The sequence below is a fragment of the Enterococcus sp. 3G6_DIV0642 genome, assembly GCF_002140635.1.
In the GTDB taxonomy this organism is placed as follows: domain Bacteria; phylum Bacillota; class Bacilli; order Lactobacillales; family Enterococcaceae; genus Enterococcus_D; species Enterococcus_D casseliflavus.
The window spans coordinates 2,152,836-2,175,243 of record NZ_NGLH01000001.1 but is presented as its reverse complement, the minus strand read 5'-3'; the positions used below and the strand labels follow the sequence as shown (position 1 = coordinate 2,175,243).

The 22,408-nt window shown below is 41.1% G+C and carries 27 protein-coding genes, 1 pseudogene and 1 other annotated feature; of the genes and pseudogenes, 19 read left to right on the top strand and 9 right to left on the bottom strand.

The genetic code is table 11. The features are described from left to right. The first annotated feature begins 5 nt into the window (after nt 1-5). Both A5878_RS10405 and A5878_RS10400 read left to right on the top strand, forming a co-directional pair. Entirely contained in the window at nt 6-2,660 is a 2,655-nt protein-coding gene (locus A5878_RS10405) for an ATP-dependent RecD-like DNA helicase (RefSeq protein WP_074535164.1), read from the top strand. Nucleotides 2,661-2,761: 101 nt separating this feature from the next. Continuing rightward, complete coding sequence (locus A5878_RS10400; protein ID WP_005229738.1) at nt 2,762-2,989, top strand: hypothetical protein; 228 nt, start codon at nt 2,762-2,764, stop codon at nt 2,987-2,989. A gap of 103 nt (nt 2,990-3,092) precedes the next feature. Here the strand turns inward: A5878_RS10400 and A5878_RS10395 are convergent, their stop codons facing one another. Further along, nucleotides 3,093-3,716: a response regulator transcription factor gene (locus A5878_RS10395; protein ID WP_060792249.1), complete on the bottom strand. Its 624-nt coding sequence runs from the start codon at nt 3,714-3,716 to the stop codon at nt 3,093-3,095. Then, a complete protein-coding gene (locus tag A5878_RS10390; RefSeq protein ID WP_370447897.1) occupies nt 3,713-4,822 on the bottom strand; it encodes a sensor histidine kinase in 1,110 nt (369 codons plus the stop codon). The genes A5878_RS10395 and A5878_RS10390 overlap by 4 nt, the downstream gene beginning before the upstream one ends. An 86-nt stretch (nt 4,823-4,908) precedes the next feature. Between A5878_RS10390 and A5878_RS10385 the strand changes: the two genes are divergently transcribed. The 3 genes from A5878_RS10385 to A5878_RS10375 are packed head-to-tail and all read left to right on the top strand — an operon-like array spanning nt 4,909 to nt 8,160. Next, the gene (locus A5878_RS10385; protein ID WP_060792250.1) at nt 4,909-5,841 is read left to right on the top strand and encodes an ABC transporter ATP-binding protein; all 933 of its coding nucleotides are present in this window, start codon (nt 4,909-4,911) and stop codon (nt 5,839-5,841) included. A gap of 14 nt (nt 5,842-5,855) precedes the next feature. Further along, nucleotides 5,856-7,001 carry an ABC transporter permease gene (locus A5878_RS10380; protein ID WP_060792251.1) on the top strand — a complete coding sequence of 382 codons (1,146 nt, stop codon included), beginning with the start codon at nt 5,856-5,858 and terminating at the stop codon, nt 6,999-7,001. Next, nucleotides 6,988-8,160, top strand: a complete 1,173-nt coding sequence (locus A5878_RS10375) for an ABC transporter permease (RefSeq protein ID WP_010749441.1) — start codon at nt 6,988-6,990, stop codon at nt 8,158-8,160. The genes A5878_RS10380 and A5878_RS10375 overlap by 14 nt, the downstream gene beginning before the upstream one ends. A 53-nt stretch (nt 8,161-8,213) precedes the next feature. Here A5878_RS10375 and A5878_RS10365 read toward each other — a convergent pair whose 3' ends face one another. Beyond that, nucleotides 8,214-9,185, bottom strand: a complete 972-nt coding sequence (locus A5878_RS10365) for a diacylglycerol kinase family protein (RefSeq protein WP_060792252.1) — start codon at nt 9,183-9,185, stop codon at nt 8,214-8,216. A gap of 645 nt (nt 9,186-9,830) precedes the next feature. On the opposite strand from A5878_RS10365, the gene bsh reads away from it, so the two are divergent. Continuing rightward, a complete protein-coding gene (gene bsh, locus A5878_RS10360) occupies nt 9,831-10,805 on the top strand; it encodes a choloylglycine hydrolase (RefSeq protein WP_060792253.1) in 975 nt (324 codons plus the stop codon). A gap of 60 nt (nt 10,806-10,865) precedes the next feature. Here the strand turns inward: bsh and A5878_RS10355 are convergent, their stop codons facing one another. Next, the gene (locus A5878_RS10355) at nt 10,866-11,393 is read right to left on the bottom strand and encodes an aromatic acid exporter family protein (protein WP_060792254.1); all 528 of its coding nucleotides are present in this window, start codon (nt 11,391-11,393) and stop codon (nt 10,866-10,868) included. 390 nt (nt 11,394-11,783) lie between these two features. On the opposite strand from A5878_RS10355, the gene A5878_RS17710 reads away from it, so the two are divergent. The 3 genes and pseudogenes from A5878_RS17710 (at nt 11,784) to A5878_RS17705 (ending at nt 12,482) form a co-directional block, all read left to right on the top strand. Next, nucleotides 11,784-12,041: a hypothetical protein gene (locus A5878_RS17710; protein WP_074535166.1), complete on the top strand. Its 258-nt coding sequence runs from the start codon at nt 11,784-11,786 to the stop codon at nt 12,039-12,041. A gap of 21 nt (nt 12,042-12,062) precedes the next feature. Then, nucleotides 12,063-12,119, top strand: a pseudogene (locus A5878_RS17825) (hypothetical protein); the annotation flags it as partial. Beyond that, nucleotides 12,099-12,482: a hypothetical protein gene (locus A5878_RS17705; RefSeq protein WP_081091723.1), complete on the top strand. Its 384-nt coding sequence runs from the start codon at nt 12,099-12,101 to the stop codon at nt 12,480-12,482. The pseudogene A5878_RS17825 and the gene A5878_RS17705, both read left to right, overlap by 21 nt. A gap of 173 nt (nt 12,483-12,655) precedes the next feature. Here the strand turns inward: A5878_RS17705 and A5878_RS10345 are convergent, their stop codons facing one another. After that, a complete protein-coding gene (locus A5878_RS10345; protein ID WP_060792255.1) occupies nt 12,656-13,105 on the bottom strand; it encodes a hypothetical protein in 450 nt (149 codons plus the stop codon). Nucleotides 13,106-13,610: 505 nt separating this feature from the next. Here A5878_RS10345 and A5878_RS10340 point away from each other — a divergent pair. Beyond that, nucleotides 13,611-14,120: a QueT transporter family protein gene (locus A5878_RS10340; RefSeq protein ID WP_005229760.1), complete on the top strand. Its 510-nt coding sequence runs from the start codon at nt 13,611-13,613 to the stop codon at nt 14,118-14,120. 84 nt (nt 14,121-14,204) lie between these two features. On the opposite strand, the gene cbpA is transcribed toward A5878_RS10340, so the two are convergent. Further along, nucleotides 14,205-14,843 (bottom strand): cyclic di-AMP binding protein CbpA, encoded by a 639-nt coding sequence (gene cbpA, locus A5878_RS10335; protein WP_005229762.1) that lies wholly within the window; start codon nt 14,841-14,843, stop codon nt 14,205-14,207. A gap of 155 nt (nt 14,844-14,998) precedes the next feature. On the opposite strand from cbpA, the gene rpmG reads away from it, so the two are divergent. From rpmG to A5878_RS17515, 5 genes are all read left to right on the top strand, one after another. Next, nucleotides 14,999-15,151: a 50S ribosomal protein L33 gene (gene rpmG / locus A5878_RS10330; RefSeq protein WP_005229764.1), complete on the top strand. Its 153-nt coding sequence runs from the start codon at nt 14,999-15,001 to the stop codon at nt 15,149-15,151. Between the two features lie 12 nt (nt 15,152-15,163). Next, nucleotides 15,164-15,334 (top strand): preprotein translocase subunit SecE, encoded by a 171-nt coding sequence (gene secE, locus A5878_RS10325; RefSeq protein ID WP_005229766.1) that lies wholly within the window; start codon nt 15,164-15,166, stop codon nt 15,332-15,334. Between the two features lie 118 nt (nt 15,335-15,452). Continuing rightward, nucleotides 15,453-15,995, top strand: a complete 543-nt coding sequence (gene nusG / locus A5878_RS10320; RefSeq protein WP_005229769.1) for a transcription termination/antitermination protein NusG — start codon at nt 15,453-15,455, stop codon at nt 15,993-15,995. 128 nt (nt 15,996-16,123) lie between these two features. Further along, entirely contained in the window at nt 16,124-17,614 is a 1,491-nt protein-coding gene (locus A5878_RS10315) for a DUF1576 domain-containing protein (RefSeq protein ID WP_086295530.1), read from the top strand. After that, nucleotides 17,605-17,784, top strand: coding sequence for a hypothetical protein (locus A5878_RS17515; protein ID WP_153883781.1), 180 nt, complete (start codon nt 17,605-17,607; stop codon nt 17,782-17,784). The genes A5878_RS10315 and A5878_RS17515 overlap by 10 nt, the downstream gene beginning before the upstream one ends. On the opposite strand, the gene sdaAA is transcribed toward A5878_RS17515, so the two are convergent. Beyond that, entirely contained in the window at nt 17,767-18,639 is an 873-nt protein-coding gene (gene sdaAA / locus A5878_RS10310; RefSeq protein WP_010749448.1) for an L-serine ammonia-lyase, iron-sulfur-dependent, subunit alpha, read from the bottom strand. The two genes, A5878_RS17515 and sdaAA, sit on opposite strands and share 18 nt — an antisense overlap. Before the next feature lie 14 nt (nt 18,640-18,653). Beyond that, nucleotides 18,654-19,319, bottom strand: a complete 666-nt coding sequence (gene sdaAB / locus A5878_RS10305) for an L-serine ammonia-lyase, iron-sulfur-dependent subunit beta (RefSeq protein ID WP_005229781.1) — start codon at nt 19,317-19,319, stop codon at nt 18,654-18,656. 320 nt (nt 19,320-19,639) lie between these two features. Between sdaAB and rplK the strand changes: the two genes are divergently transcribed. The 4 genes from rplK (at nt 19,640) to rplL (ending at nt 22,041) form a co-directional block, all read left to right on the top strand. Then, nucleotides 19,640-20,062: a 50S ribosomal protein L11 gene (gene rplK / locus A5878_RS10295; RefSeq protein ID WP_005229787.1), complete on the top strand. Its 423-nt coding sequence runs from the start codon at nt 19,640-19,642 to the stop codon at nt 20,060-20,062. A gap of 100 nt (nt 20,063-20,162) precedes the next feature. Continuing rightward, on the top strand, nt 20,163-20,852 hold the full coding sequence (gene rplA, locus A5878_RS10290; protein WP_005229790.1) for a 50S ribosomal protein L1: 690 nt from the start codon (nt 20,163-20,165) through the stop codon (nt 20,850-20,852). A gap of 63 nt (nt 20,853-20,915) precedes the next feature. Then, nucleotides 20,916-21,042: a sequence feature (ribosomal protein L10 leader region), on the top strand. 65 nt (nt 21,043-21,107) lie between these two features. After that, the gene (rplJ, locus tag A5878_RS10285; RefSeq protein ID WP_016610861.1) at nt 21,108-21,608 is read left to right on the top strand and encodes a 50S ribosomal protein L10; all 501 of its coding nucleotides are present in this window, start codon (nt 21,108-21,110) and stop codon (nt 21,606-21,608) included. Between the two features lie 61 nt (nt 21,609-21,669). Continuing rightward, nucleotides 21,670-22,041: a 50S ribosomal protein L7/L12 gene (gene rplL, locus A5878_RS10280; RefSeq protein WP_003127081.1), complete on the top strand. Its 372-nt coding sequence runs from the start codon at nt 21,670-21,672 to the stop codon at nt 22,039-22,041. Nucleotides 22,042-22,158: 117 nt separating this feature from the next. On the opposite strand, the gene A5878_RS17510 is transcribed toward rplL, so the two are convergent. Continuing rightward, nucleotides 22,159-22,332: a hypothetical protein gene (locus tag A5878_RS17510; RefSeq protein ID WP_005231922.1), complete on the bottom strand. Its 174-nt coding sequence runs from the start codon at nt 22,330-22,332 to the stop codon at nt 22,159-22,161. Nucleotides 22,333-22,408 lie beyond the last annotated feature (76 nt).

Here is a 22,408-nt window from a genome sequence, read left to right as displayed (position 1 = left end):
GCACCATGATTCCAGAAAGAACGTTTTTTGTCGGCCATGTTGCCGCCATCTTTTTCCAGAATCCCAGCAATTTTTATAAAGTACTATTAGTTAAAGTCACTGAGAATAATGCCGACTACAAAGACTCGGAGATCGTCGTTACTGGTAGTTTCGGCGAAATCCAAGAAGAGGAAAAGTATCGGTTTTTTGGTGAGCTGGTCAATCATCCCAAGTATGGCGTCCAGTTGAAGGCCGAAAGCTACCAACAAGAACAACCAACCTCTGAACAAGGGTTGATCGCCTATCTTTCTGGAGAAAAATTTCCTGGGATCGGCAAGAAGACCGCTGAAAAAATCGTTGATCTTTTAGGAGAAGAAGCGATCGACCGGATGCTGGAAGAACCAACATTGTTGGAGCAGATTCCAGGATTGAATGAAAGTAAGCAAAAAATGATTTTAGATACCGTTCGGCAAAACCATGGGATGGATCAAGTGATCGTTGGCTTGAGCCGTTATGGTTTTGGTAGTCAGCTTTCTTTTGCAATCTACCAAGCCTACAAAAATGAAGCATTAGCAATTATCGAAGAAAATCCTTATCAGCTGGTGGAAGACATTGAAGGCATTGGCTTTAAACGTGCAGATGGCATCGCTGAGCAACTAGGGATCGAAGCATCGTCACCGCAACGGTTTCGAGCGGCGGTCTTGCATCAGATCTTTGCCCAGTCCTTGCAGACGGGTAATACCTTTATCCACGCCCAGGACTTGTTAGAGCAGACACTGCGTTTATTAGAGACGAGTCGACCTATTGAGATCGCGCCAGACGACCTGGCATCAACGATCATTCAATTAGTGGAAGAAGGAAAAATCCAGCAAGAAGAAACTCGTTTATATGAAAACAGTTTGTACTTTTCTGAGTGGGGAATCGCTAGTTCCATCGAACGCTTGCTTTCTCGCAAAAAAGAGATCGTGTATCCTGAGAAAACAATCAGCAAAACGCTGCGAAAAATTGAGAAGCATTTAGGAATCACCTATGGGTCTTCGCAAGAAGAAGCAATCAAAGAAGCCATTCGTTCGCCATTGTTTATTTTGACAGGAGGACCTGGTACTGGGAAAACGACGGTGATCAATGGGATCGTACAATTGTTTGCTGAGTTGAACGATTTGGACTTAGAGCCATCAAAATACAGCGACGAAACCTTTCCGATTCTCTTGGCAGCACCGACTGGTCGAGCCGCCAAACGAATGAACGAAACGACTGGCTTGCCAAGTGGTACGATCCATCGTTTGTTAGGCTTGAACGGACGTGAAAAAGCGCCATCGATCAGTCCAAAAGAATTAGAAGGCGGCTTACTGATCGTCGATGAGATGTCTATGGTGGATACATGGCTGGCGAATACCCTCTTTAAGTCGATTCCTACGAACATGCAAGTGATTTTTGTGGGGGATAAAGATCAGCTTCCTTCTGTGGGGCCAGGACAAGTTCTTCATGACTTGCTAGCGATCGATGCGATCCCGAAACAAGAATTGACGGAGATCTACCGCCAAGGCGATGGGTCAAGTATTATTCCACTCGCCCATGCCATAAAAAACGGGCAGCTGCCTGCAGATTTTACACAAAACCAAAAAGATCGTTCTTTCTTTGCGTGTGATGCTTACAAAATCGAACCGTTGATCGCTCAGATCGTGAAACGGGCAAAAGACAAAGGCTACACGCCGCAAGATATTCAAGTGTTGGCACCGATGTATCGTGGGGCAGCCGGGATCGATGCCCTTAATAAAATGATGCAAGAGATCTTTAACCCCAATGATGGGACCAAAAAAGAGGTGACCTTCAATGATACGGTGTATCGTATCGGAGATAAGGTCTTGCAGTTGGTAAACTCTCCTGAAGATAACGTGTTTAATGGCGATATGGGCCAAATCGTTGGGATCACTCTAGCCAAACAGTCGGAAGACAAGGTCGACGAGCTGGTCATTCAATTTGATGCCAACGAAGTGACCTATAAGCGGAATGAATGGAACAAGATCACGTTATCCTACTGTTGTTCGATCCATAAATCTCAAGGCAGTGAATTTCAAATGGTTATTTTGCCGATGGTTCATCAATACCAACGCATGCTGCAGCGCAATTTGCTATATACTGCTGTGACCCGTAGCAAAGAGATGCTGATTTTACTTGGTGAACCACAAGCGTACCAAACTTGTGTCAACCACGAATCTGCGACTCGTTTAACGACGCTGAAAGAACGCATCAATGGCACAGAAAAAATGACGCCGTTACAACGAGCAAAATTGGCCCAATTTGAAGAAGCGGATGATCCATTTTATGAGGATTCCTCTGTTGACACGAAAGTAAAAACGTCTTCGACGAAGATAAAGGAGCAATCCAGCACTGAAGTTAGTGCTAACAAGCAAGCGGTAGAAAAGACCTCAGATAGTGGGCTTGATTTGTTTGCTTTTGCCGAGACGGAACCGTCAGCATCAAATCAGACAGAAATGGCAAAGCCTCTTTCAGGGGATAAGGTTCTAAGTGAAGGGACTACGGGGGAAGAAGCACTCATCGAAGAAACGCCAAACGATGGTGTATTGACCTTAACGATGGTCAAAAAGCATTTAGTGGATCCAATGATTGGCATGAAGGATTGTTCTCCATACGACTTTATGCCCGCAAAAAATGGTTGATTCAAAGATGAGAAAATACTAAAAAAGGGTCGTTAGTGAGCGCTTTCTTTTGGTTTTTTAGCTTCTTATGCTAAGCTAAAATCAAAAGGAGGCGTTACGTTATGGCGAAAGAAACCGAAGATAAATTAGCAAAATTAGCAAAAGAATCTGGCAACGACTTTAAAAAATTAGATGAGATGGAAAAAGAATTCAAATTGGATGAAAGTCCTGAGTCAGAACGAGGCGATCGGGAAGAATCAGGGTTAGAAAAAACGTTAGATAAGGCGCCGATTTTTCCGCCTAACACACCGAATAACCCAACGAATCCTGGCAGTCCTGGAAATCCATAGCTTGTCCACAAAAATACTATGACAGTCGGATAATCGAGTAGAAAACAAAAAGCCTGAAGAATGCAGCTTCGCATTCTTCAGGCTTTTTTGCAATCGATGAGGTTTACTTTAAATGCTGATAATAATAGATCGCTAATTGCGTGCGATCCCGCAACTCCAGCTTTTCTAGTAATTGACTGATGTAATTACGAATGGTTCCATCACTCAAATACAAGGCATCAGCGATTTCTTTATTATTTTTACCCGCTGCTACTTCTTTGATGATCGCAAGTTCACGTTCGCTAAAAGATGCTTGATTATCTATCGCTGGTTGGTTCTTCATCATTTGCGTGAAGGTCTCGACGATCTCATTCCCAAACACGACTTGCCCATTGTATGCGGCTTTGACAGAAGGGATGATCGCTTGCAGGTTCTGTTTGATCAAATATCCTTTGACACCGATAGAAAAGGCTTCACGAATGTATTCTTGATCTTTGAAGGTGGTCAAAAGCAAGAGGATCGCTTGGGGAAATTTAGCCAGTATTTCTTTGGCAGCAGCGATCCCAGTTTGTTCCGGCATACGGATGTCGGTCAACAAAACGTCAGGACGATGGGCTTCGTAAAGAGCAATGGCGTCTTTGGCACAATGACCGATATCCAACACCTGAATCTCTTCTGTGCTTTCAAGAATGGTTTGTAACGAGGTCGTCACGAACGGGTCATCATCAATAATGACTACAGTAATCATTGGTGTTCCTCCTTTGGTAAAATGATCGTCAACTGAAAGCGTTGGTTTTCTTGCAAAATATGAACTTGACCTTGTAGCTCCTGGACCCGTTGACGCATCGTTTTTAGACCGATTCCGCTGTTTGCAGTTTGGGGTGAATTGACGTCCTCGTTGGTGATCTGCAAACGGTAAAAGGCGGGCAACGTGCGAAAATGCACGACAACGGTTTTGGCATGACTGTGTTTGATGCTGTTGGTCAAGGCTTCTTTGATGACCATTAAGAAACAGTTTTGCTGTGCTTCGCTCAATCCTTCAAACAAGTTTCCTTCAATCGTTACGGAAGAGGGGAAATCAGCAATCAGAAACTCTATGGCCTGCGGAAAAGAAATCGAGGTTTCATGGAGATCATGAACGCTTTGCCGAATGCGATCCATCCCAGTGTGAACCGTTGCACTCAAATTTGCTAACGGCACATTTAATTTCGGCTCTTGATTGATCATTTCAAGCGCACCAATTTGTAAAATGGCACTCGAAAGTAGATGGCCGACATTGTCATGGATATCTCGCGCGATTCGATTTCGTTCTTCCGCGATTTGTAAGGCTAATTTTGTCTCTTGTGACAGGGCTAATGCTTTGTTTTGTTCCGATAACTGCTGCTGCTTTTCCCAATGGGTATCTTTTGAAGCAATATATTTTTTCTCAAGATCGATCATTCGCTGCTCTTTTTTTCGTAAATAAAAAGCGAAAAGCAGTAGCAGGATGATAAAGGCGAGCTCAGTGGGTGAATGGTTGCCAACCGTCGAAATCAACAAAAAACCTAATAGGAATAAACCATCATCTTGTCTTTCTTTTGGAGCGATCACCCGCATCATTGCGGGCAAAAAGAGGGCAAGCGCTGGCCAAAAGGCACATAGCAGCAACAGAATAACTTGAAAAAACCAGCTTGGTTTCTTAGGCAGCAAATAACTGACGCCAGTAAATAAAACAGCGATCAGCAGATAGATGACTTGCACAGCAACAAATCCTTGGTTTACCAATAAGAACAATGAGATAGCGAGGAAAAAGCCCGCTTCGGTGAGTGGTCGATAGTTCGTCATAGGAGACTCCTTCATTGTGACAAATGTCATGGTTGGTTTAGCCAATCGTCACTAGTTTCTTTCCTTGAACTTTATTATAGTCAGATTAACAAGAAATTTGGAAGGAGTTTTTCATCATGATTATCGAAATTGATAAATTAGTAAAACGCTATGGTGATTTTGTGGCATTGAACCATTTTGATCTGCAAGTTCAAGAAGGAGAAGTTTTAGGATTATTGGGACCAAACGGGAGCGGAAAATCCACCGCCATCAACTGTATGCTCTCTTTGTTAAATTATGACAAAGGGATCATTAAACTGTTTGGATCAATCATGACGCCGGAAAATTATGCCGTCAAGGCAATGATTGGCGTCGTTCCTCAAGATGTTGCCGTCTTTGAAGAACTTAGTGTGCAAGAAAATATCGATTACTTTTGCGGTTTATATGTTGCTGACAAACAGAAACGCCAAGCCTTGATCGAAGAAGTGATTCAATTAGTGGGATTGGAAAATTTTGTGACGTTTCACCCAGGCGAGCTCAGCGGTGGGTTGAAGCGACGATTGAATATCGCCTGCGGGATCGCTCATAAGCCGCGCTTGATCTTTTTAGATGAACCCACGGTAGCGGTCGATCCTCAAAGTCGGAACAAAATTTTAGAAAGTATCAAAGAACTGAATCGTCAAGGAGCGACGATTGTTTATACGACCCATTACATGGAAGAGGTGGAGATTCTTTGTGACCAGATCGTGATTATGGATCAAGGACAGGTGATTGCTAAAGGAACCAAAGAATCTCTAAAAGATATGGTACGGACAGCGGATCGTTTGACCATCGATATCCCCTTACTGCCTGAGCCTGTATTGACAACGATTCAGCAAACCATTGCTTCTGATGGGATCGCCTATAAAAACGGTCAGCTTGAAGTAACAACGACGGAGCTGAATACAGTTTTATTACCGATTCTGACGCTCTTACAAGCAGAGCATATCACTTATGGAAAAATTGCAACCAAAGAAGCCACCTTGAATGATGTCTTTTTAGAGATCACGGGCAAGGAATTGAGAGACTAAAGGAGGGAATCACAATGTTTTGGCATTTTTATAAATACCGCACAAAAGTGTTGCTGCGAAATAAATCCATGCTGTTTTGGACGTTGGCGTTTCCTATCCTCTTAGGTCTAATGTTTATGGCTGCCTTCTGGGAGATCGATCAAGCGGGCAATCTAGAAACGATCACAACGGGGATCGTAAAGACTGGAGATCAATCAGCGCTTTCGGAAAATTTTTCCACCGTCCTTGAACAAGTAAAAATCAATGAAAAACCATTATTTGAACTCGAGGAATTACAAGAGGCAGAGGCAGCTGAGAAGCTGACTGCCGGTGATTTAGCTGGGTATTATCTGATTGATGATGAAACCATTTCTCTGCATGTGGGCCAAGCGGGCATGAGCCAGTCGTTGATGAAAAATGTAATGGATCAATTTTTACAACGCACAGCAATCATTGCTAGTAAAGCGGCAGAACTTGAGAGCCTTGATCTGGCACCAATTCTATCGGCTTTTGAGCAGGAAGCGACTTTTCAAGAAGTGAATGCTGATCGTGACATGAGTTTCAAAAGTTTCTATTTCTTTACGTTGATCGGGATGGCGATCCTCTACGGGACGATGTGGGGTGTCCGCAATGTCCAGGATCAGCAAGCCAATCAATCCGCGAATGGTATTCGGCTTTCCTTGATACCAAGGAAACGGACATTGGTTTCAAGTGCGAATTTAGCGGCAAGTTTTACGATTGTGTTAGTCGAAATCTATCTTATCTTAGCCGTCTTTCGTTTTGTCTATCAAGTAGACTTCGGCGAACGTTGGCAGTGGTTACTGCTGGTTGCCGCATTAGGATCATTGTGTGCGATTTTGCTAGGGACATTGATTGGGAATCTGACACCAAAAATGAATTTGGTGCAAAAGGACGGAATTTTGGTCTCCGTGACGATGGCAATGAGCTTTTTTGCCGGGATGATGGGCTCGGAACAAATCAAGTATTGGCTTGATCTGCATGTGCCACTGTTGGGGCAAGTGAATCTCGTCAATTTGATCAGTGAAAGCCTGTATCAATTGTACTACTATACAGATTTGACTAGCTTTTATACCAATCTTCTATGGCTGACTGGCTTTATCGTCCTATTTGCCATCGGGAATGCTTGGATCGAAAGAGGGGTGCGCTATGACGCTTTATAAAACGATTTGGACTTTGCTTAAAGCAAATAAGTCGAACTTACTGATTGGGGTATTGATCACTGTTGTTGTCACATTCTTTTATGCACAAAGCATCGATGTCGAAAACACCTCTTTGCAAGAGGCAAAAATTGCTTTGATCAGTGAGGAGGAGTCGCCTGTCGTGGATGGTCTCCGAGCCTATTTAAAAGAAAAGCAAACCTTGGTCACGTTGGATGGCACCTCGCAAAAAGAAATTGATGATGCGCTTTATTTTAATCGTGTAAACATTGTCTTGCATGTGCCAGCAGATTTCACTTATCAAGTTGAGGCAGGCAAGATGCCGACGATCGAGATTCAAAGTCGACCCGATGCCTTTTCTAAAACAGTCGTCACTCAGCAAGTGAACACTTTTTTACAAACAGTCCTTTTGTTTCAGGAGGAAGGCAAAACCGTCGCAGCGGCGATAGAACAAGCGCAATCTGCACTAGCGGTCACAGGGGATGTGAAGCTGAGTGCAGAGTATGGGCAGCGAATGAAAAAACTGTTGACTGGCATGACCTTTAACTTATTGTCTTATGGGCTCTTTCTCTCGGTATTTAGCGGGTTTGGTGTGATCAACTTGGCATTCAATCGCAAAGAAATCAGCAAGCGAAACCAGAGTGCACCACTTCCGAAGCGTGTATTGCAGCGGAAAATCCTTCTAAGTTTGATCAGCTACTCGCTACTCTTGACCTTCGGCTTTCTACTACTGATGGTGTTATTAGTGATTCGCACGTCTTGGGATACAGCAGCCTGGTACCACATTTTGAATACGTTCTTGTTTTTATTGCCAGTTATCAGCTTTTCAGCTTGTGTCACTTCCCTGGTGAAAAACTCAGAAGCAATCGGTGGGATCAGCAATATCTTCATAACAGGAAGTTGTTTTGTCGGTGGTGTCTTTGTATCCGCGAATTTCCTGCCAGATATCGTCAATAAAATTGCAGCGTTTACGCCAACCTATTGGTTTGTACAAAACAATACATTGATCAGTGAAACCCTCACTTATAATCAAGCGTTCACAGAATCTTTTTGGTTCAATGGCTTCGTACTAGTTGCTTTTGCTGCCGTATTTTCAATGCTCCAATTTATTTTGGGAAGAGAAGGAAGCCGTCGTTGGCAATACCATTCGGCGAAAAATTAATGATCGAACGGATAGAAAAACGATACAAATCAGCAGCGATTTGTATCGTTTTTTTATGGGCACCAGAATAATTGTGAAGCCGTGGTAAAGGTAATATCAAAGGGGCGTTGCCCCATTTCCTCGCCATCTTCTTGTCCATGTTGAGGAACGGGGGAGATGATTCTCAGCTTCGAAGTGGAAAGATGGTGAAAGTAACGTGAATTCATGTGTTTCTTTCGCATCAGTAAGCCGATCAGCCAAAAAATCTTAAAAAGCGACACACGTTCGACAAGAACGAAATCAAACTTTTTCTCTTTGACTGAAGCGGTTGGAGCAATCGCCACACCGCCGCCAAAGTAAGGATGATTGGTCGTGGTACATAAAAAAGCTTTTTTGTAACTGAACTGCTGCCCATTGCACTCAACTAAGATCGGGAAGCCTTTTTGGCGAAACAAAACCCGAATAATCGCAGCGATATAGGAAAAGGAGCCAAGATTAAACTTATTTAGATTGCTTTTTGCCACAGAGTGATTGGTGGTATAGACGATTGCCGCATCAAGACCAATTCCGACATTATTAAGAGCAATGCCATTTTCTTCTTGGATCTGCTCCTCATAACGGATAATGGTCAATTCTTGAGGCTTAGTAGTACCAGCAATTTTCCAAAATGCTTTTTCTGGTTCCCGCGGCAACTCGATACTCCGAGCAAAATCATTTCCTGAACCAGCAGGGATATAGGCAACGGGGATTTGTTGTTGTTCAAGTTGTAACTCTGAAACTACTTGGTGCAACGTTCCATCACCGCCGATAACCACCAATAATGGATAAAGCATCTCGCCGTTTTCTAAATAGACCTCATCCCAAGGAATGAGGCGCTCTTTTAAGAGTTTTCGTGTAATCGTTCGTTCATCACCTGGAGACTTTGTTAAATAGACTTGATGGGGGAAACGATGTTTTTTTACGATTTTTTGCACACGTTCCACCGCTTTTTTTCCTCGTCCACTGCCTGAGACAGGGTTCACGAGGAAGTGATAATAATAGTTCATTTTATGAATAGCTCCATATCGTTTTTTCGTTCAATGCGATTAATTATAGCATGTTTCGACAGAAGGAGGGGGGACGATGCCTGAAAAAAAGAGCAAAAAAATAGATTCGACGATTGTGCTTTCTAGGTTCTCAAAGGTTCTTATGTCCACTTTGATCCTCAGGTAACGATGCCCATCGCCGAATCCTATTCAATTAGTAAGGAGTAACTCAAATTCCCACATCCTTTGTCTTTTATTCTAAGTTGACAACAATTCTTTTCTTGCAGAACCTGCTTCGTCTGCTTTACTGGGAATCCTTGCTCCTTACACTTACAGTATAGCAGGTTTTCCTATTTTAGCAATCGCTTACAATGTTTACTTTGTGCATTTTAGAGAATTTTAAACTTTCTAAAGGAAAGGTAAAAATAGTAGCAACTTCCTCTTTTCGCACCAAACTCGGAAGCTGTCGTCCAAGTGTTCCCGAAGTGAGCAAGCTGTGAGAAGGCAGGCATTTAAGCTGAAATTTTTTTTTGAATTTTAGTTCATATTAAAATAATTATAAAATGTCTAATTATCTTTTTATTAATATTTCTTCCGTTTTACTTGTTAAAAAAATGCGATAGGAGTAAATTAAAGGTGTAAAAACTTATTTTAGGAGGAATTAGGATGTGTACTGCGCTAACGTATGTAACGAAGGATCATTATTTTGGCAGAAATTTTGATTACGATGTTTCTTATAAAGAAGTGGTGACCATTACTCCGAGAAATTATCAATTGAAATTTCGCAAAGTAAGTGAAATAGATCACCATTATGCGATGATCGGGATTGCTGCTGGAGTCGCTGAATACCCACTCTATTATGATGCGGTCAACGAAAAAGGCTTAGGTATCGCTGGTTTGAATTTTCCAGAAAATGCTGTATACAATGAGTTTCAAGAGGGGAAAGAAAATGTCACGCCTTTTGAATTCATCCCATGGATACTAGGACAATGCGCTACCGTGGAAGAGGCAAAAGCCCTGTTGGCGAAGGTTAATCTGGTAAAGATCAATTTTAGTGAAGAACTACCATTATCGCCATTGCATTGGATGATTGCTGATAAAAAGAGCGCCATCGTTGTTGAGAGTATGAGTGATGGTCTTCATATTCATGAAAATTCGGTCGGGGTCTTAACGAATAATCCGCCATTTGACTACCAGTTATTCAATTTGAATAACTACCGTGTGTTATCATCGAAAACACCAGAAACGCATTTTTCTGACAAGCTGGATTTTGATGAGTACAGTCGTGGAATGGGGGGCTTAGGTCTTCCAGGAGATCTTTCTTCGATGTCTCGTTTTGTCAAAGCGGCATTTACCCGATTGAATTCCGTTTCTGGAGAATCTGAATCCGAAAGCATTAGTCAGTTTTTCCATATTCTAGGTTCTGTCGAACAGCAAAAAGGACTATGTGATATTGGAAATGAAAACTATGAATACACGATTTATACTTCTTGCTGCAATACAGATAAAGGGATCTATTACTATCGTACGTATGAAAATAGTCAAATCGTTGCAGTCGATATGAATAAAGAAGATTTGGGAGGCAATGTACCGATTTCTTATCCATTAGTTGAAGACCAACAAGTATTTTTCAGTAACTGATCCATTTTTAAAACCCCATCTCAATGCCGTTTTGAGATGGGGTTCTTTTTCTGCTTTGTTTCAAACCGATTCGCTCTGACTCGGTGTTGCCTTCGTTTGTGTAGTGCGTTTATTGGGAAATGGGAAAAAGCGATTCACCAGTATGGCGATCGTCATGCCTATGAAGCTGTCAATAATCCGATTAAAGGCATACAAGTATGATTCAGTTTGAGGAATCATAAATAAAATCGTCAATAGTGTGGCACAGGCGCCAACTGTTCCCTCGGAGTAATCAAATTTGACCAATAAAGCGATCATCAACATGATCACTAAAGGGATCGCAATGATTTGTATAACGGACGAATGTCCGAAAAAGTTAAATATCGCAATACAAAACACGGAAGCGATTGCGCCAAAGCTGTTGCCGGCAATCCGATGTTTCCCGTATTTGACAGTGTTTTCATGGTCTTCTCGTAATGTGAAAACAGCTGTGATCGTCGATACAACATACGTTTCACGATTCAAAAGAAAACTAATCAAAATACATAGAAATACACTAATGCCAGTTTTTACATTTCTTAAGCCAAAGGTCAATCCAAATAATTTCAATCATGCCATCCTCTCTAAACAATTTCAACGAAATAGATTATACCATATCGCAAGCACTCATATTTTAGATTTTCAGAAAAATGAACAACGATTCTTTCATCGTGCGTTGAGAGGTAAATTCTACCAGTAGTCGAAAAGCTAGTTTTATCCTATGCACTTATCAACTTTGAGTATTGAAAGGAATACAATAAGTAAACCTAACTTAAAATGAATTGATTTTCGCATTCCTCGTTTAAAGCTCCTTTCCATTTCCATGAGTGATCCTTCTTTTGATTTTTCAGTCCTGTTATCATTTATATAAGTTGTTTTGATAAAAAACTACTTATTGTTTATAAAAAGTTTGTTTTTTAGATATTATATTGAGATAATCAAAAATAAGGAGGGGATAAAATGAAAAAAGTTTCTGTATTACTTGTTTTCTTACTTGGTTTTGTTGTTTTTCCAGTGACAGTTTTCGCTGCTTCTTCACCGAGCGTGAGCTATCAAACGAATGTCCAGTCTCAAGGGTGGCAATCATGGAAAACAAACGCTCAGACGTCAGGGACTACAGGAAAAGGGAAGCGACTTGAAGCAATCAAAATAAAAATTACAAACGAAAAATATAAAGGAAGTATTGAATATAAAACATCCATTCAGAAACAAGGATGAGAAAAATCTTTTAGAAAAAATGGTGCGCTATCTGGTACAAGCGGTAAGGGGCAACGTTTGGAAGCGATCCAAATCAAACTTACCGGTGAGATCGCTAAATACTATGATGTCTATTATCGAGTCAATGCACAACAATTTGGCTGGATGGGCTGGGCAAAAAACGGGCAGTCCTCAGGAACTTCTGGCTTTGGCTTTCAATTGGAAGCAATTCAGATTAAGCTGGTAAAAAAAGGTGGGAAAGCACCTGGAACGACGAATAATGGCTTTCGAGATGGACTGAAAAAATATGTAGATAAACGGGGCAAAGGGTTGATCAAAGGGTCAAAACAAAAGATTTATCACCTACCGGGTAGTCAATACTATAAGAAAACGACCATTCCGATTCGTATGTTCAAGACAGAGGTGGAAGCTTACAAAGAGGGCTTTCGACCAGCTAAATAGAGAAGGACTCAGTCAATGTGTACACAATCGGGCACTTGAAACTGGTTCGATCACTATAAACAATTCCTTCCCCTCAGCGGGAAAGGAGTTTTTTATTTCATAGTATTTTTTGCTAGATATGAGGATTCACAAAGTAAGTTTACTGGCTGCCCGCTTTATAGGCTGATCCTTTTTTAGCGAGGTTTCAGCACAAAGCTACCATCTTCATCGTTCATTCCTTCAATAAATGTAAAAATAATATTTTTACCATCTCTTTCAAGGAAGAAGTAGGACATCTCAGTTTCATATTCTGGATCTTGCATCACTAGCTGATTGTCTTCAAGGGTATAGTTGTAGGTATACTCGAATTCTTCCCAGACTACCCCATCAAAAGCTACTCCAAGCTCTTCCAGTTCATCATCTTCTTCTGATTGTAGCGAGCTATTATCGGTACCAATAGTAAGATTCGTTTCACTAAATGTGGCTGTCATCACTGCATACTCACCATCATCATCTATCTCAATAAGCCAGTCATTTTTTTGTAAGTCTTCTTTTGTGATATTTTCATTACCATTACCATTTCCACAACCAACAGCTATGACCATCAGAAGGAGAGTTATTAAGTTTATCGATATTTTTTTCATTATTACACCTTTTCCTCCTTTTATTTTTGTTTATATGAGTATATTGTAACATATTTATTGCGCACCTCATTAAAGTAAAAAAATATGATTATCCATCACGTGATTTGCGACATCAATTACAAGTGCTTCTCTCCCTTCTTTTTTTAGTTTTGCTATCTGAAAGATCAGCATGACTAGCGGTACTTTTTTATTAGTAAGCGTAGGCTTTGCAAGAGTATTTCTCATTGAGTTTGCTTTCCAAAAGTATGCTTTTATTGGCAGCCAAAAATAAAAGCTACCCCATGAGCCGTGACTAGCTTGTTTAAGTAGAATGAAGAAGCACTGAATGAATGGCAATCGGTGAGAAACTTGACTTAGAAAAAGCTTTTAAGGGGATTTAGAAAAGGATTTGGCTGGTTTAACATTGATATATGGCTATTAATGTGTATAATAAGTACTTGTGCGAAGCGCACCGCGGTTCATCAACCATCCCGCGTAATCAAAACTCGGAGAAAGTAGGGATCAAATGGAAAAATCAACAAATCTAACCAATCAACGTTTGCGTGTCGTCGCAGCCAATGGGATCATTATGGCACTTTATGTTGCTGTAACGGTTCTGGTCGCACCAGTCGCCTCAGGAGCGATTCAATTCAGAATATCTGAAGGGTTGAATCACTTAGTCGTTTTCAACAGAAAATTGATGTGGGGTGTCGTCGGTGGGGTCGTTGTGTATAACTTGTTCTTTGGAATGGGGATCTTGGATGTCGTATTCGGCGGTTTCGGAAGCTTTTTAGCCTTAGGAGCAACTGCCTTGGTACATAAGAAGATTCCAAATGTTTTCTTAAGACTCGCATTTAATACAATTGTTTTTTCATTAAGCATGTTCCTGATTGCGATTATGCTAAACATCACCTTAGCATTACCTTTCTGGCCAACCTTTGCAACAACGGCATTGAGTGAATTTATCGTGATGACGATCACTGCACCTGTGATGTATATCATCAATCGTGCCGTTCGTTTCGATAAGCGCGTTTAAAAAAAATCTTGTTTTTTGCTTTGATGGTTCTCAAAAAACAAGAAAAAAGATCATTCCTTTCTTTTTTAGGAATGATCTTTTGTTTTATTCTGCTTTTAGGTCTTCGATCTCCACAACTTTGAAATTTTTTGCTTCCAGTTGAGAAACGATCTTGTCGCATAATTCTTTTGATGTGTTCGCTGGTAAAGTGATCATCGTACGACGGATAAATTCATCTTTACCGATATCCAATGTGATACAGCTGGCAATACTGCTGTATTTTGCGATTATTTTTGCGATGACTGCTAAGTCGCCTTGTTGACCAGTTGATGCGATCGTCAACACATAGCTTCCTTGCTCAACACTCCATGACTGTGACAACATGTTCAACAAAGAACTGTGTGTCAAGATGCCATAAAATTGATTGTTTTCATCTAATACAGCAATATAAGGCAATTCTTTGATCGTAAAGAAAACGTTAAAGAAAGAAGAATTGACATAAATAAATTTGGTCGCATTTTTTAGTAGATAAGTGACTGGCAAAGTCATGTCGCCGCCGTTTGCTTTGTGGCGATAAATGTGCATTTTATAAATATTTCCTCTGAAAATCTTGCCTGATTCATCTAGGATAGGCACACAACGATAACCAGATTCTTCCAAAATTGCCAGCGCTTCTTCTAAAGTAGCTGTTTCTTTTACCGTTGTTAAATCGCGTTTTTTGTAAACCATTGTTTTTAATAACATAATTTTCCCTCCCAAATACCCATTTAACACCATTATCATACCACAAAATTAGAAGAAACTATATTTTTACGACAGAAAATCAAAAATTGACACATTCTTAAATAAATGGTATTTTTAGTGTTGGAAAACTTTATAAAAAGGGGGAGGACACTAAGATGGCAACAAAAAAAGCTGCTTTGGCTTGTTCTGTCTGCGGATCCCGCAACTATTCAAAATCAGTCAGTGAAGGTAAAAAAGGCGAACGCCTTGAAATCAACAAATTTTGCAAGTATTGTAATCAATATACGTTGCATCGTGAAACGAAGTAAGGAGGGAATCAAATGAAATTTTTGAAAAATGTTGTTGAAGAAATGAAAAACGTTTCTTGGCCATCGAAAAAGCAATTACGTAAAGATACCTTTGTGGTGATTCAAACAACCATTATTTTTGCATTGATGTTCTTTGTGATGGACACACTGATTCAAACAGTCTTCAATTGGATCCTAAAGTAAGACTTCTTACTGATAGCGCTAGTCATTTATCGCAAATCATGCTATAATCGCTTTGAGGAAAAACTTCGGTGCAGCTGAGGTTTTTTTATTTTACAAAAAGATGGGGAGTCCGAAAAAAATGGAATCTTTTGAAAAAAATTGGTATGTACTGCATACGTATTCTGGCTATGAAAACAAAGTAAAAGCGAACCTAGAGTCACGTGCACAAAGCATGGGTATGGGTGATTATATTTTCCGTGTCGTCGTTCCCGAAGAAGTAGAAACAGAAGAAAAAAACGGCAAAACCAAAGAAATCGTTCATAAAACATTTCCTGGCTATGTATTAGTTGAAATGGTCATGACGGATGAATCTTGGTACGTTGTACGTAATACTCCTGGGGTAACAGGTTTCGTTGGTTCCCATGGTGCAGGAAGCAAGCCAGCGCCTTTATTACAAGAAGAAATCAATTCAATTTTACGTTCGATCGGTATGAGCACTCGGACAGTTGAACTGGAAGTAGAAATTGGCGAAACCGTCAAAATCATCGAAGGTGCGTTTTCTGGTCTAGAAGGACAAGTAGCAGAAATCGATGAAGAAAAACAAAAACTAAAAGTGAACATCGATATGTTCGGTCGTGAAACGAGTACAGAACTTGATTTTGAGCAAGTAGATAAGATTTAACTACTGGACTCACTAGCAAGAATGACTCTTTTACGGTAAAATAACAGTAATGAGAATAAAGTGGACCAATTCGTTGGCCCACTTTTTTTCTCAAAATCAGTAAGCGCTTTATAAGAGGAAGGGGTCCTATGTCAAAACTAGTCACTTTTTTTAGAGTAAAGTTTCACAATGATTTTCATCCCCATGGTAAAGGGATGATCTCTGTACATAATGGATATAGCTTGTTATTTCTTTTCAATTTGCTGCTATTTTTCTTTGCTATGTTGTTTTTTGATCCAATGGTGGCAATCGAAGAGCTCAAGTTGATTTTGTTTTCGGAAAGTCATTTAGTCACCGATTATATTGCCATGACCTCGGTAGGGACGGCTTTGTTAAATAGCAGTCTGATGACCTTTGTAGGGATCTCGATTTGCTATCACTATCGGGTACCGATCACGGGCGGTGCCGTCTCTGCGATCTTCATGGTGACTGGCTATGGCTTTTTTGGGAAAAATCTCCTGAATTTTATCCCAATATTTTTAGGCGTTCGACTGTATTCGTATTTTATGAACGAACCATTGAAAAAATTTTTGTTGATCGCCCTCTATGGGTCATCGGTTTCCCCAATCGTCAGCTATTTTGCTTTCAATGATTCCTTGCCACCATATTTTAGTCTTGTGATGGGGTATGGCATTGGGATCTTCACCGGTTTTTTGATGGTTCCTATGGCTTTATACTTTCAAGCGCTGTTTCAAAGTGTCAGTCTATACAGTGCGGGATTTACTTCAGGGATGCTATGCACACTGGTCGCTGCCATCTGCCGAATGTTTGGCTTAACGATCGAGCTAAGAACATTAGTATCTCAAGAACAGCAACCTCGATTGATTTTTATGATGCTGGTTTTAGGAGGGGTATTCGTCGGCTATGGTTTGTTGATGGCGATTAAGAAAAAACGATTGAATATGCGAGCGATTTGGTCGCATAGTGGCAAAATCGAGCGCGATATTTTAAGGGATACCGGCGTTTACAATACCATGATCAATATGGGGTTAATGACATTCTTGTTAGTGGCTTACGTTGTCAGTATTGGTGCGGTTTTAAATGGACCAGTTATCGGTGCGATCTTTTGTGTCATCGGCTTTTCTGCTTGTGGCTCTCATGTGTTTAACTCGCTGCCTTTATTGGCAGGGGTGACGATCGCCAATCTATTGAGCGTATACACCATCAACGAGACGGTTACAGTCACGTCAGCGATTTTTGCGATGATGCTCTGTGCAGTAACAAATGCCTATGGCTGGAAAGGCGGCTTGGTGGTCGGTTTTGTCCACGCCTCAATGGTACTGAATATTGATTTCTTACATGGTGGCTTGAACTTGTATAACAATGGTTTTTCTGGCGGGCTCGTCGCCATGATGATCATTCCCTTATTGGATCTCAGCAAACAGCTCTGGCAAAAATCAGCCGATCAGGCACAAGCTACCCAGGAAGAAAAACCACAAATGGACTTGAAAGCACAAGAAAGCGAGCAGCCATTGGTCACGTTGGATCAAACAGAAGGGAAACCTAAATTTTCCGAGCCTGTGAAGGTATTAAAACCCGTTGCCCAAAAGAAACACTATGGAGTAGGCGAGTGGGAGTAGAAAAACCGCCAATGTCGTTTGTTACTTGTTTAACAAGTGTGGATTACTTGTCTTTTCGTCGCTGGAAATCATGGGAAAATGAAAACCAACCAAGAACAAGCAACGATTGGTTGTTCTTGGTTGGTTTTTATTCGTGTTCGTTTCTAAAAAAATCAACGATTGGCTTCTAAGATTTCTGCCTGCAAGCGTTGGGCAGTCGGTGTCATGGCTAGACCGCCTTCAGCCGTTTCCTTGAAAATGCTAGGCATTTGGCGACCGACTTGATACATCGCTAAGACCACTTCATCAGGTGGGATAACACTTTCGATTCCTGCCAGTGCCATGTCGGCAGAGATAAAGGCTTGGGAAGATCCCAGGGCATTGCGCTTCACGCATGGGACTTCGACTAAGCCCGCGACAGGGTCACAAATCAAGCCCATCATATTTTTGAGGGTGATCGCCACCGCTTGAGCCGCTTGGTGAGGGGTGCCACCTTTTGCACAAACCAAAGCTGCCGCTGCCATTGCGCTAGCAGAACCGATCTCCGCTTGACAACCGCCTTCGGCTCCAGAAATCGAGGCATTGTTGGCAATCACTAGACCAAAGGCGCCGGCTGTAAACAAAAAGTCGACTTGTTGCGCTCGAGTCAGTGCCAAACGTTCACGTACGGCCATCAAGACACCAGAAACAACACCCGCACTACCGGCGGTCGGTGTTGCACAGATCAAGCCCATTTTCGCATTGACTTCGTTGACTGCAATGGCATTTTGGACCGCTTGTAGAATGGTTTCTCCGCTTAAAAAATCACCGGCAGCAAGGTAGTCGTTCATGCGTGTCGCATCGCCGCCGGTCAATCCCGTCACCGATTTTACACCAGCGACACCTTCAGCGACTGATTGTTCCATAACAACTAAATTCTTTTCCATGATTGCAAGGATCTGTTCGCGACTACGGCCAGTATTTTCAGCTTCGATCGCAATCATCATCTCTGCAACGGAAGGATAATTTTTACTCTCTGTTACTAATTCTTCTATTGTATAGAACATGTGCCTTTTCTCCTTTAATCAAAATACGCAGCGCTGTAAACGTGTGGCAAAACTTTGATTTGTTGCGCCAGCTGATCATTGCGCTGATCGACTTCGATGATCATGATTGCTTTATCACCGACAGCTTCTCTTGTTACGGTCATCGTACCGATATTGATTTGAGCCTCTGATAGTAAATTGGTTACTTTTGCAATCATTCCTGGAACATCTTGATGAACGATCACATAAGTTGGCGTACCCAGCGTCAGAGAAATTTTGAAGCCGTTAAGCTCTGAGATTTGAATATTACCACCACCGATCGAGATACCAGTGACAGAAAGTTTGTGGCTACCTTTTGTCAAAATCATCTTGACCATATTTGGATGTTCCGCTTTTTCTTTTTTAGGAACGAATAGGACTTCGATCCCTTTCTCATAAGCGATTTTTAAAGAGTCTGCTAGGCGAGCATCATCTGGCTCCATGCCTAAAAGACCGCCAACTAACGCAATATCGGTTCCATGACCGCGATAGGTTTTGGCAAACGATTCATACAAAAGGATATCAACACTGTCTGGCTGTTCACCAAAAATACTGCGAACGATTTTTCCGATCCGAGCCGCACCGGCTGTATGAGAACTGCTGGGACCCACCATGATGGGACCGATTATATCAAATACACTGCGGTATTTTAATTGTTCCATTTTTTTCACCTCGATAGTAGTAAACGAATAGGGAAGAATTCCAGTAGTAGTGTAGCATAAAAAAATGAGAGAATGAAAAAAGCAGACCAAAAGCAAGAGATTTTTATTTATTTTTTTATCAAAGGAAGGATGAAAAGCGTTGGTGAGTATTTTTTCAAAAAAAAAACAGCTGAAAAACCTTGAATTATTCCTTAAAGATGCTATAATATTCCAGTGTGCTTTCGTCACACGTTTTTTGTGTGTGCACATGAATCACCAAAGTGGGAGGAGAAATTTGGATCTCCAATTAACCACATCACGGACTCAAGGAGGTATGTCTCGTGGCAAAAAAAGTAGAAAAAATCGTTAAATTGCAAATTCCTGCAGGTAAAGCAACACCAGCTCCGCCGGTAGGTCCTGCGCTAGGTCAAGCGGGTATCAACATCATGGGATTCACTAAAGAATTCAATGCTCGTACAGCTGATCAAGCAGGTTTGATCATTCCAGTAGTGATCTCTGTATACGAAGACCGTTCATTTACTTTCGTTACAAAAACACCACCAGCAGCAGTATTGTTGAAAAAAGCAGCAAACGTTGAAAAAGGTTCAGGCGAACCAAACAAAACAAAAGTTGCAAAAGTTTCACGCGATCAAGTAAAAGAAATCGCTGAATTGAAAATGGAAGACCTAAACGCAGCTGACGTTGAAGCAGCAATGCGCATGGTTGAAGGAACTGCACGAAGCATGGGGATCACTGTAGAATAATTACAGCCCTAAGGAAGTAGCTTCTCAGTCGGCTTCATATTGAAAAATATGGGACACGTGGGAGGTTCTACCGTTATAACCACATCAAGGAGGAAACAAAATGGCTAAAAAAAGCAAAAAAATGCAAGAAGCATTGAAAAAAGTTGATGCTACAAAAGCTTATTCAGTTGAAGAAGCAGTAGCTTTGGCAAAAGAAACAAATATTGCAAAATTCGACGCAACGGTTGAAGTTGCTTACAAATTAAACGTAGACCCTAAAAAAGCGGATCAACAAATCCGTGGCGCGGTTGTATTACCAAACGGTACTGGTAAAACACAAACAGTTTTAGTTTTTGCTAAAGGCGATAAAGCCAAAGAAGCAGAAGCAGCTGGTGCTGATTTCGTTGGTGACGACGATATGGTTCAAAAAATCCAAGGTGGCTGGTTCGATTTTGACGTTGTTGTTGCAACGCCTGACATGATGGCTACTGTTGGTAAATTAGGTCGTGTGTTAGGCCCTAAAGGTTTGATGCCTAACCCTAAAACTGGTACAGTAACAATGGACGTAACAAAAGCAGTTAACGAAGTTAAAGCTGGTAAAGTAACTTACCGTGTTGACAAAGCTGGAAACATCCACGTACCAATCGGAAAAGTTTCATTTGAAGATGACAAATTAATCGAAAACTTCAAAACAATCCATGAAACATTGTTGAAAGCTAAACCTTCAGCAGCAAAAGGTCAATACATGAAAAATATCTCAGTTACAACAACATTTGGACCTGGGATCCATGTAGAACAAGCTTCTTTCTAATCTAATACAAAAATTTAAAACTTTTATTGACTTGACTGCCTTATCTATGGTAAGGTAGTCAAGGTTAAAAGTTTAACTGTACCGAAGACAGTAGGTGGCATTTGCCTTAATTCCCTACCGAGGACGTTTATTGAGAACCTTCAATAGTCCCTCTATGTCTACGGTGGCATAGAGTTTTTTATTGTCTTTTTTTAAGACAAAGGAACCGTTCGTTTCGAAGAAACTCTTCCATCAAAATCAGGAGGTGAAATATAAATGAGTGAAGCAGCTATCGCAAAAAAATCCGCGATCGTTGATGAAGTGAGTGAAAAATTCTCTGCAGCCGCATCTGTAGTCGTTGTTGACTACCGTGGACTAACTGTTGATGAAGTAACTCGCTTACGTAAACAATTGCGTGATGCAAACGTTGAGATGAAAGTTATCAAAAACTCAATTCTTTCTCGTGCTGCTGAAAAAGCTGGTCTAGAAGGTTTAGGTGAAGTATTCACTGGTCCTACTGCCGTAGCATTCAGTAACGAAGACGTTGTTGCACCTGCAAAAATCATTAACGATTTCGCAAAAGACGCAAAAGCTTTAGAAATCAAAGGCGGTATCATCGAAGGCAAAGTTTCTTCATTGGAAGAAATTACTGCATTGGCGAAATTGCCAAACCGCGAAGGACTTCTTTCTATGTTGCTATCTGTGCTACAAGCACCTATCCGCAACGTGGCTTACGCTGTCAAAGCAGTGGCAGAAAAAGAAGAAGATGCAGCATAATTGCCGCATGATTTTTCAGTATTAAAAAACTAAACTACTTACTTAAATGGAGGAAAACAAAATGGCATTGAACATTGAAAACATTGTCGAAGAGCTAAAAGGCGCGACAATCTTAGAATTAAACGATTTAATTAAAGCTATCGAAGAAGAATTTGGCGTATCTGCTGCAGCTCCTGTAGCTGTAGCTGGTGGAGCTGGCGATGCTGGTGCTGCTGAAGAACAAACTGAATTCACTGTAGAATTGACTGCAGCTGGCGATCAAAAAGTTAAAGTTATCAAAGCAGTTCGTGAAGCAACTGGCTTAGGCTTGAAAGAAGCGAAAGCAGTCGTTGACGGAGCTCCTTCAGCAGTTAAAGAAGGCATCTCTAAAGACGAAGCTGAAGCATTGAAAGCAGCTTTAGAAGAAGTTGGCGCTTCAGTAACAGTTAAATAATTTTTCTTAGTGTCAAATCCTTTTGTATGAAGGGATTTGGCGCTTTTTTTTTGTAAATGAAATTCCTGCAAAAGGAATAAGCAGCAATCCCCGTTTCTTACTAGCGAGGATCACTGCTTATTTTTTTCGGAATTGTTGGAATAGGAACACAAAAATAAAAAAGAAAAATGCTTCCCACAATGTTGTGGTCCAGCTAAAGCTGCGGTTGATACCAAAAACGAGATTACCGATATTGGAAACCACCAAATACAATGCTGTTGCAAGCAAAGAATAGCCGAGTCGTTTACCCATCATTACGCCTCCCTTTGCTATGATTGTAACAAGTCGAAAGAGTTGTGGCAATCAATTCTCTCCTGATGGAAAGGAA

Coding starts and splice junctions, on each gene's coding strand:
- A5878_RS10375 (WP_010749441.1), top strand. CDS start 6,988: ATGACGCTTTATAAAACGATTTGGACTTTGCTTAAAGCAAATAAGTCG.
- A5878_RS10365 (WP_060792252.1), bottom strand. CDS start 9,185: ATGAACTATTATTATCACTTCCTCGTGAACCCTGTCTCAGGCAGTGGA.
- cbpA (WP_005229762.1), bottom strand. CDS start 14,843: ATGTTATTAAAAACAATGGTTTACAAAAAACGCGATTTAACAACGGTA.
- A5878_RS10405 (WP_074535164.1), top strand. CDS start 6: ATGATTCCAGAAAGAACGTTTTTTGTCGGCCATGTTGCCGCCATCTTT.
- A5878_RS17710 (WP_074535166.1), top strand. CDS start 11,784: ATGAAAAAAGTTTCTGTATTACTTGTTTTCTTACTTGGTTTTGTTGTT.
- sdaAB (WP_005229781.1), bottom strand. CDS start 19,319: ATGGAACAATTAAAATACCGCAGTGTATTTGATATAATCGGTCCCATC.
- A5878_RS10380 (WP_060792251.1), top strand. CDS start 5,856: ATGTTTTGGCATTTTTATAAATACCGCACAAAAGTGTTGCTGCGAAAT.
- secE (WP_005229766.1), top strand. CDS start 15,164: ATGAAATTTTTGAAAAATGTTGTTGAAGAAATGAAAAACGTTTCTTGG.
- rplJ (WP_016610861.1), top strand. CDS start 21,108: ATGAGTGAAGCAGCTATCGCAAAAAAATCCGCGATCGTTGATGAAGTG.
- A5878_RS10390 (WP_370447897.1), bottom strand. CDS start 4,822: ATGACATTTGTCACAATGAAGGAGTCTCCTATGACGAACTATCGACCA.
- A5878_RS10340 (WP_005229760.1), top strand. CDS start 13,611: ATGGAAAAATCAACAAATCTAACCAATCAACGTTTGCGTGTCGTCGCA.
- rpmG (WP_005229764.1), top strand. CDS start 14,999: ATGGCAACAAAAAAAGCTGCTTTGGCTTGTTCTGTCTGCGGATCCCGC.
- A5878_RS17510 (WP_005231922.1), bottom strand. CDS start 22,332: ATGGGTAAACGACTCGGCTATTCTTTGCTTGCAACAGCATTGTATTTG.
- rplL (WP_003127081.1), top strand. CDS start 21,670: ATGGCATTGAACATTGAAAACATTGTCGAAGAGCTAAAAGGCGCGACA.
- A5878_RS10395 (WP_060792249.1), bottom strand. CDS start 3,716: ATGATTACTGTAGTCATTATTGATGATGACCCGTTCGTGACGACCTCG.
- A5878_RS10345 (WP_060792255.1), bottom strand. CDS start 13,105: ATGAAAAAAATATCGATAAACTTAATAACTCTCCTTCTGATGGTCATA.
- A5878_RS10385 (WP_060792250.1), top strand. CDS start 4,909: ATGATTATCGAAATTGATAAATTAGTAAAACGCTATGGTGATTTTGTG.
- nusG (WP_005229769.1), top strand. CDS start 15,453: ATGGAATCTTTTGAAAAAAATTGGTATGTACTGCATACGTATTCTGGC.
- A5878_RS10315 (WP_086295530.1), top strand. CDS start 16,124: ATGTCAAAACTAGTCACTTTTTTTAGAGTAAAGTTTCACAATGATTTT.
- sdaAA (WP_010749448.1), bottom strand. CDS start 18,639: ATGTTCTATACAATAGAAGAATTAGTAACAGAGAGTAAAAATTATCCT.
- A5878_RS10400 (WP_005229738.1), top strand. CDS start 2,762: ATGGCGAAAGAAACCGAAGATAAATTAGCAAAATTAGCAAAAGAATCT.
- rplA (WP_005229790.1), top strand. CDS start 20,163: ATGGCTAAAAAAAGCAAAAAAATGCAAGAAGCATTGAAAAAAGTTGAT.
- bsh (WP_060792253.1), top strand. CDS start 9,831: ATGTGTACTGCGCTAACGTATGTAACGAAGGATCATTATTTTGGCAGA.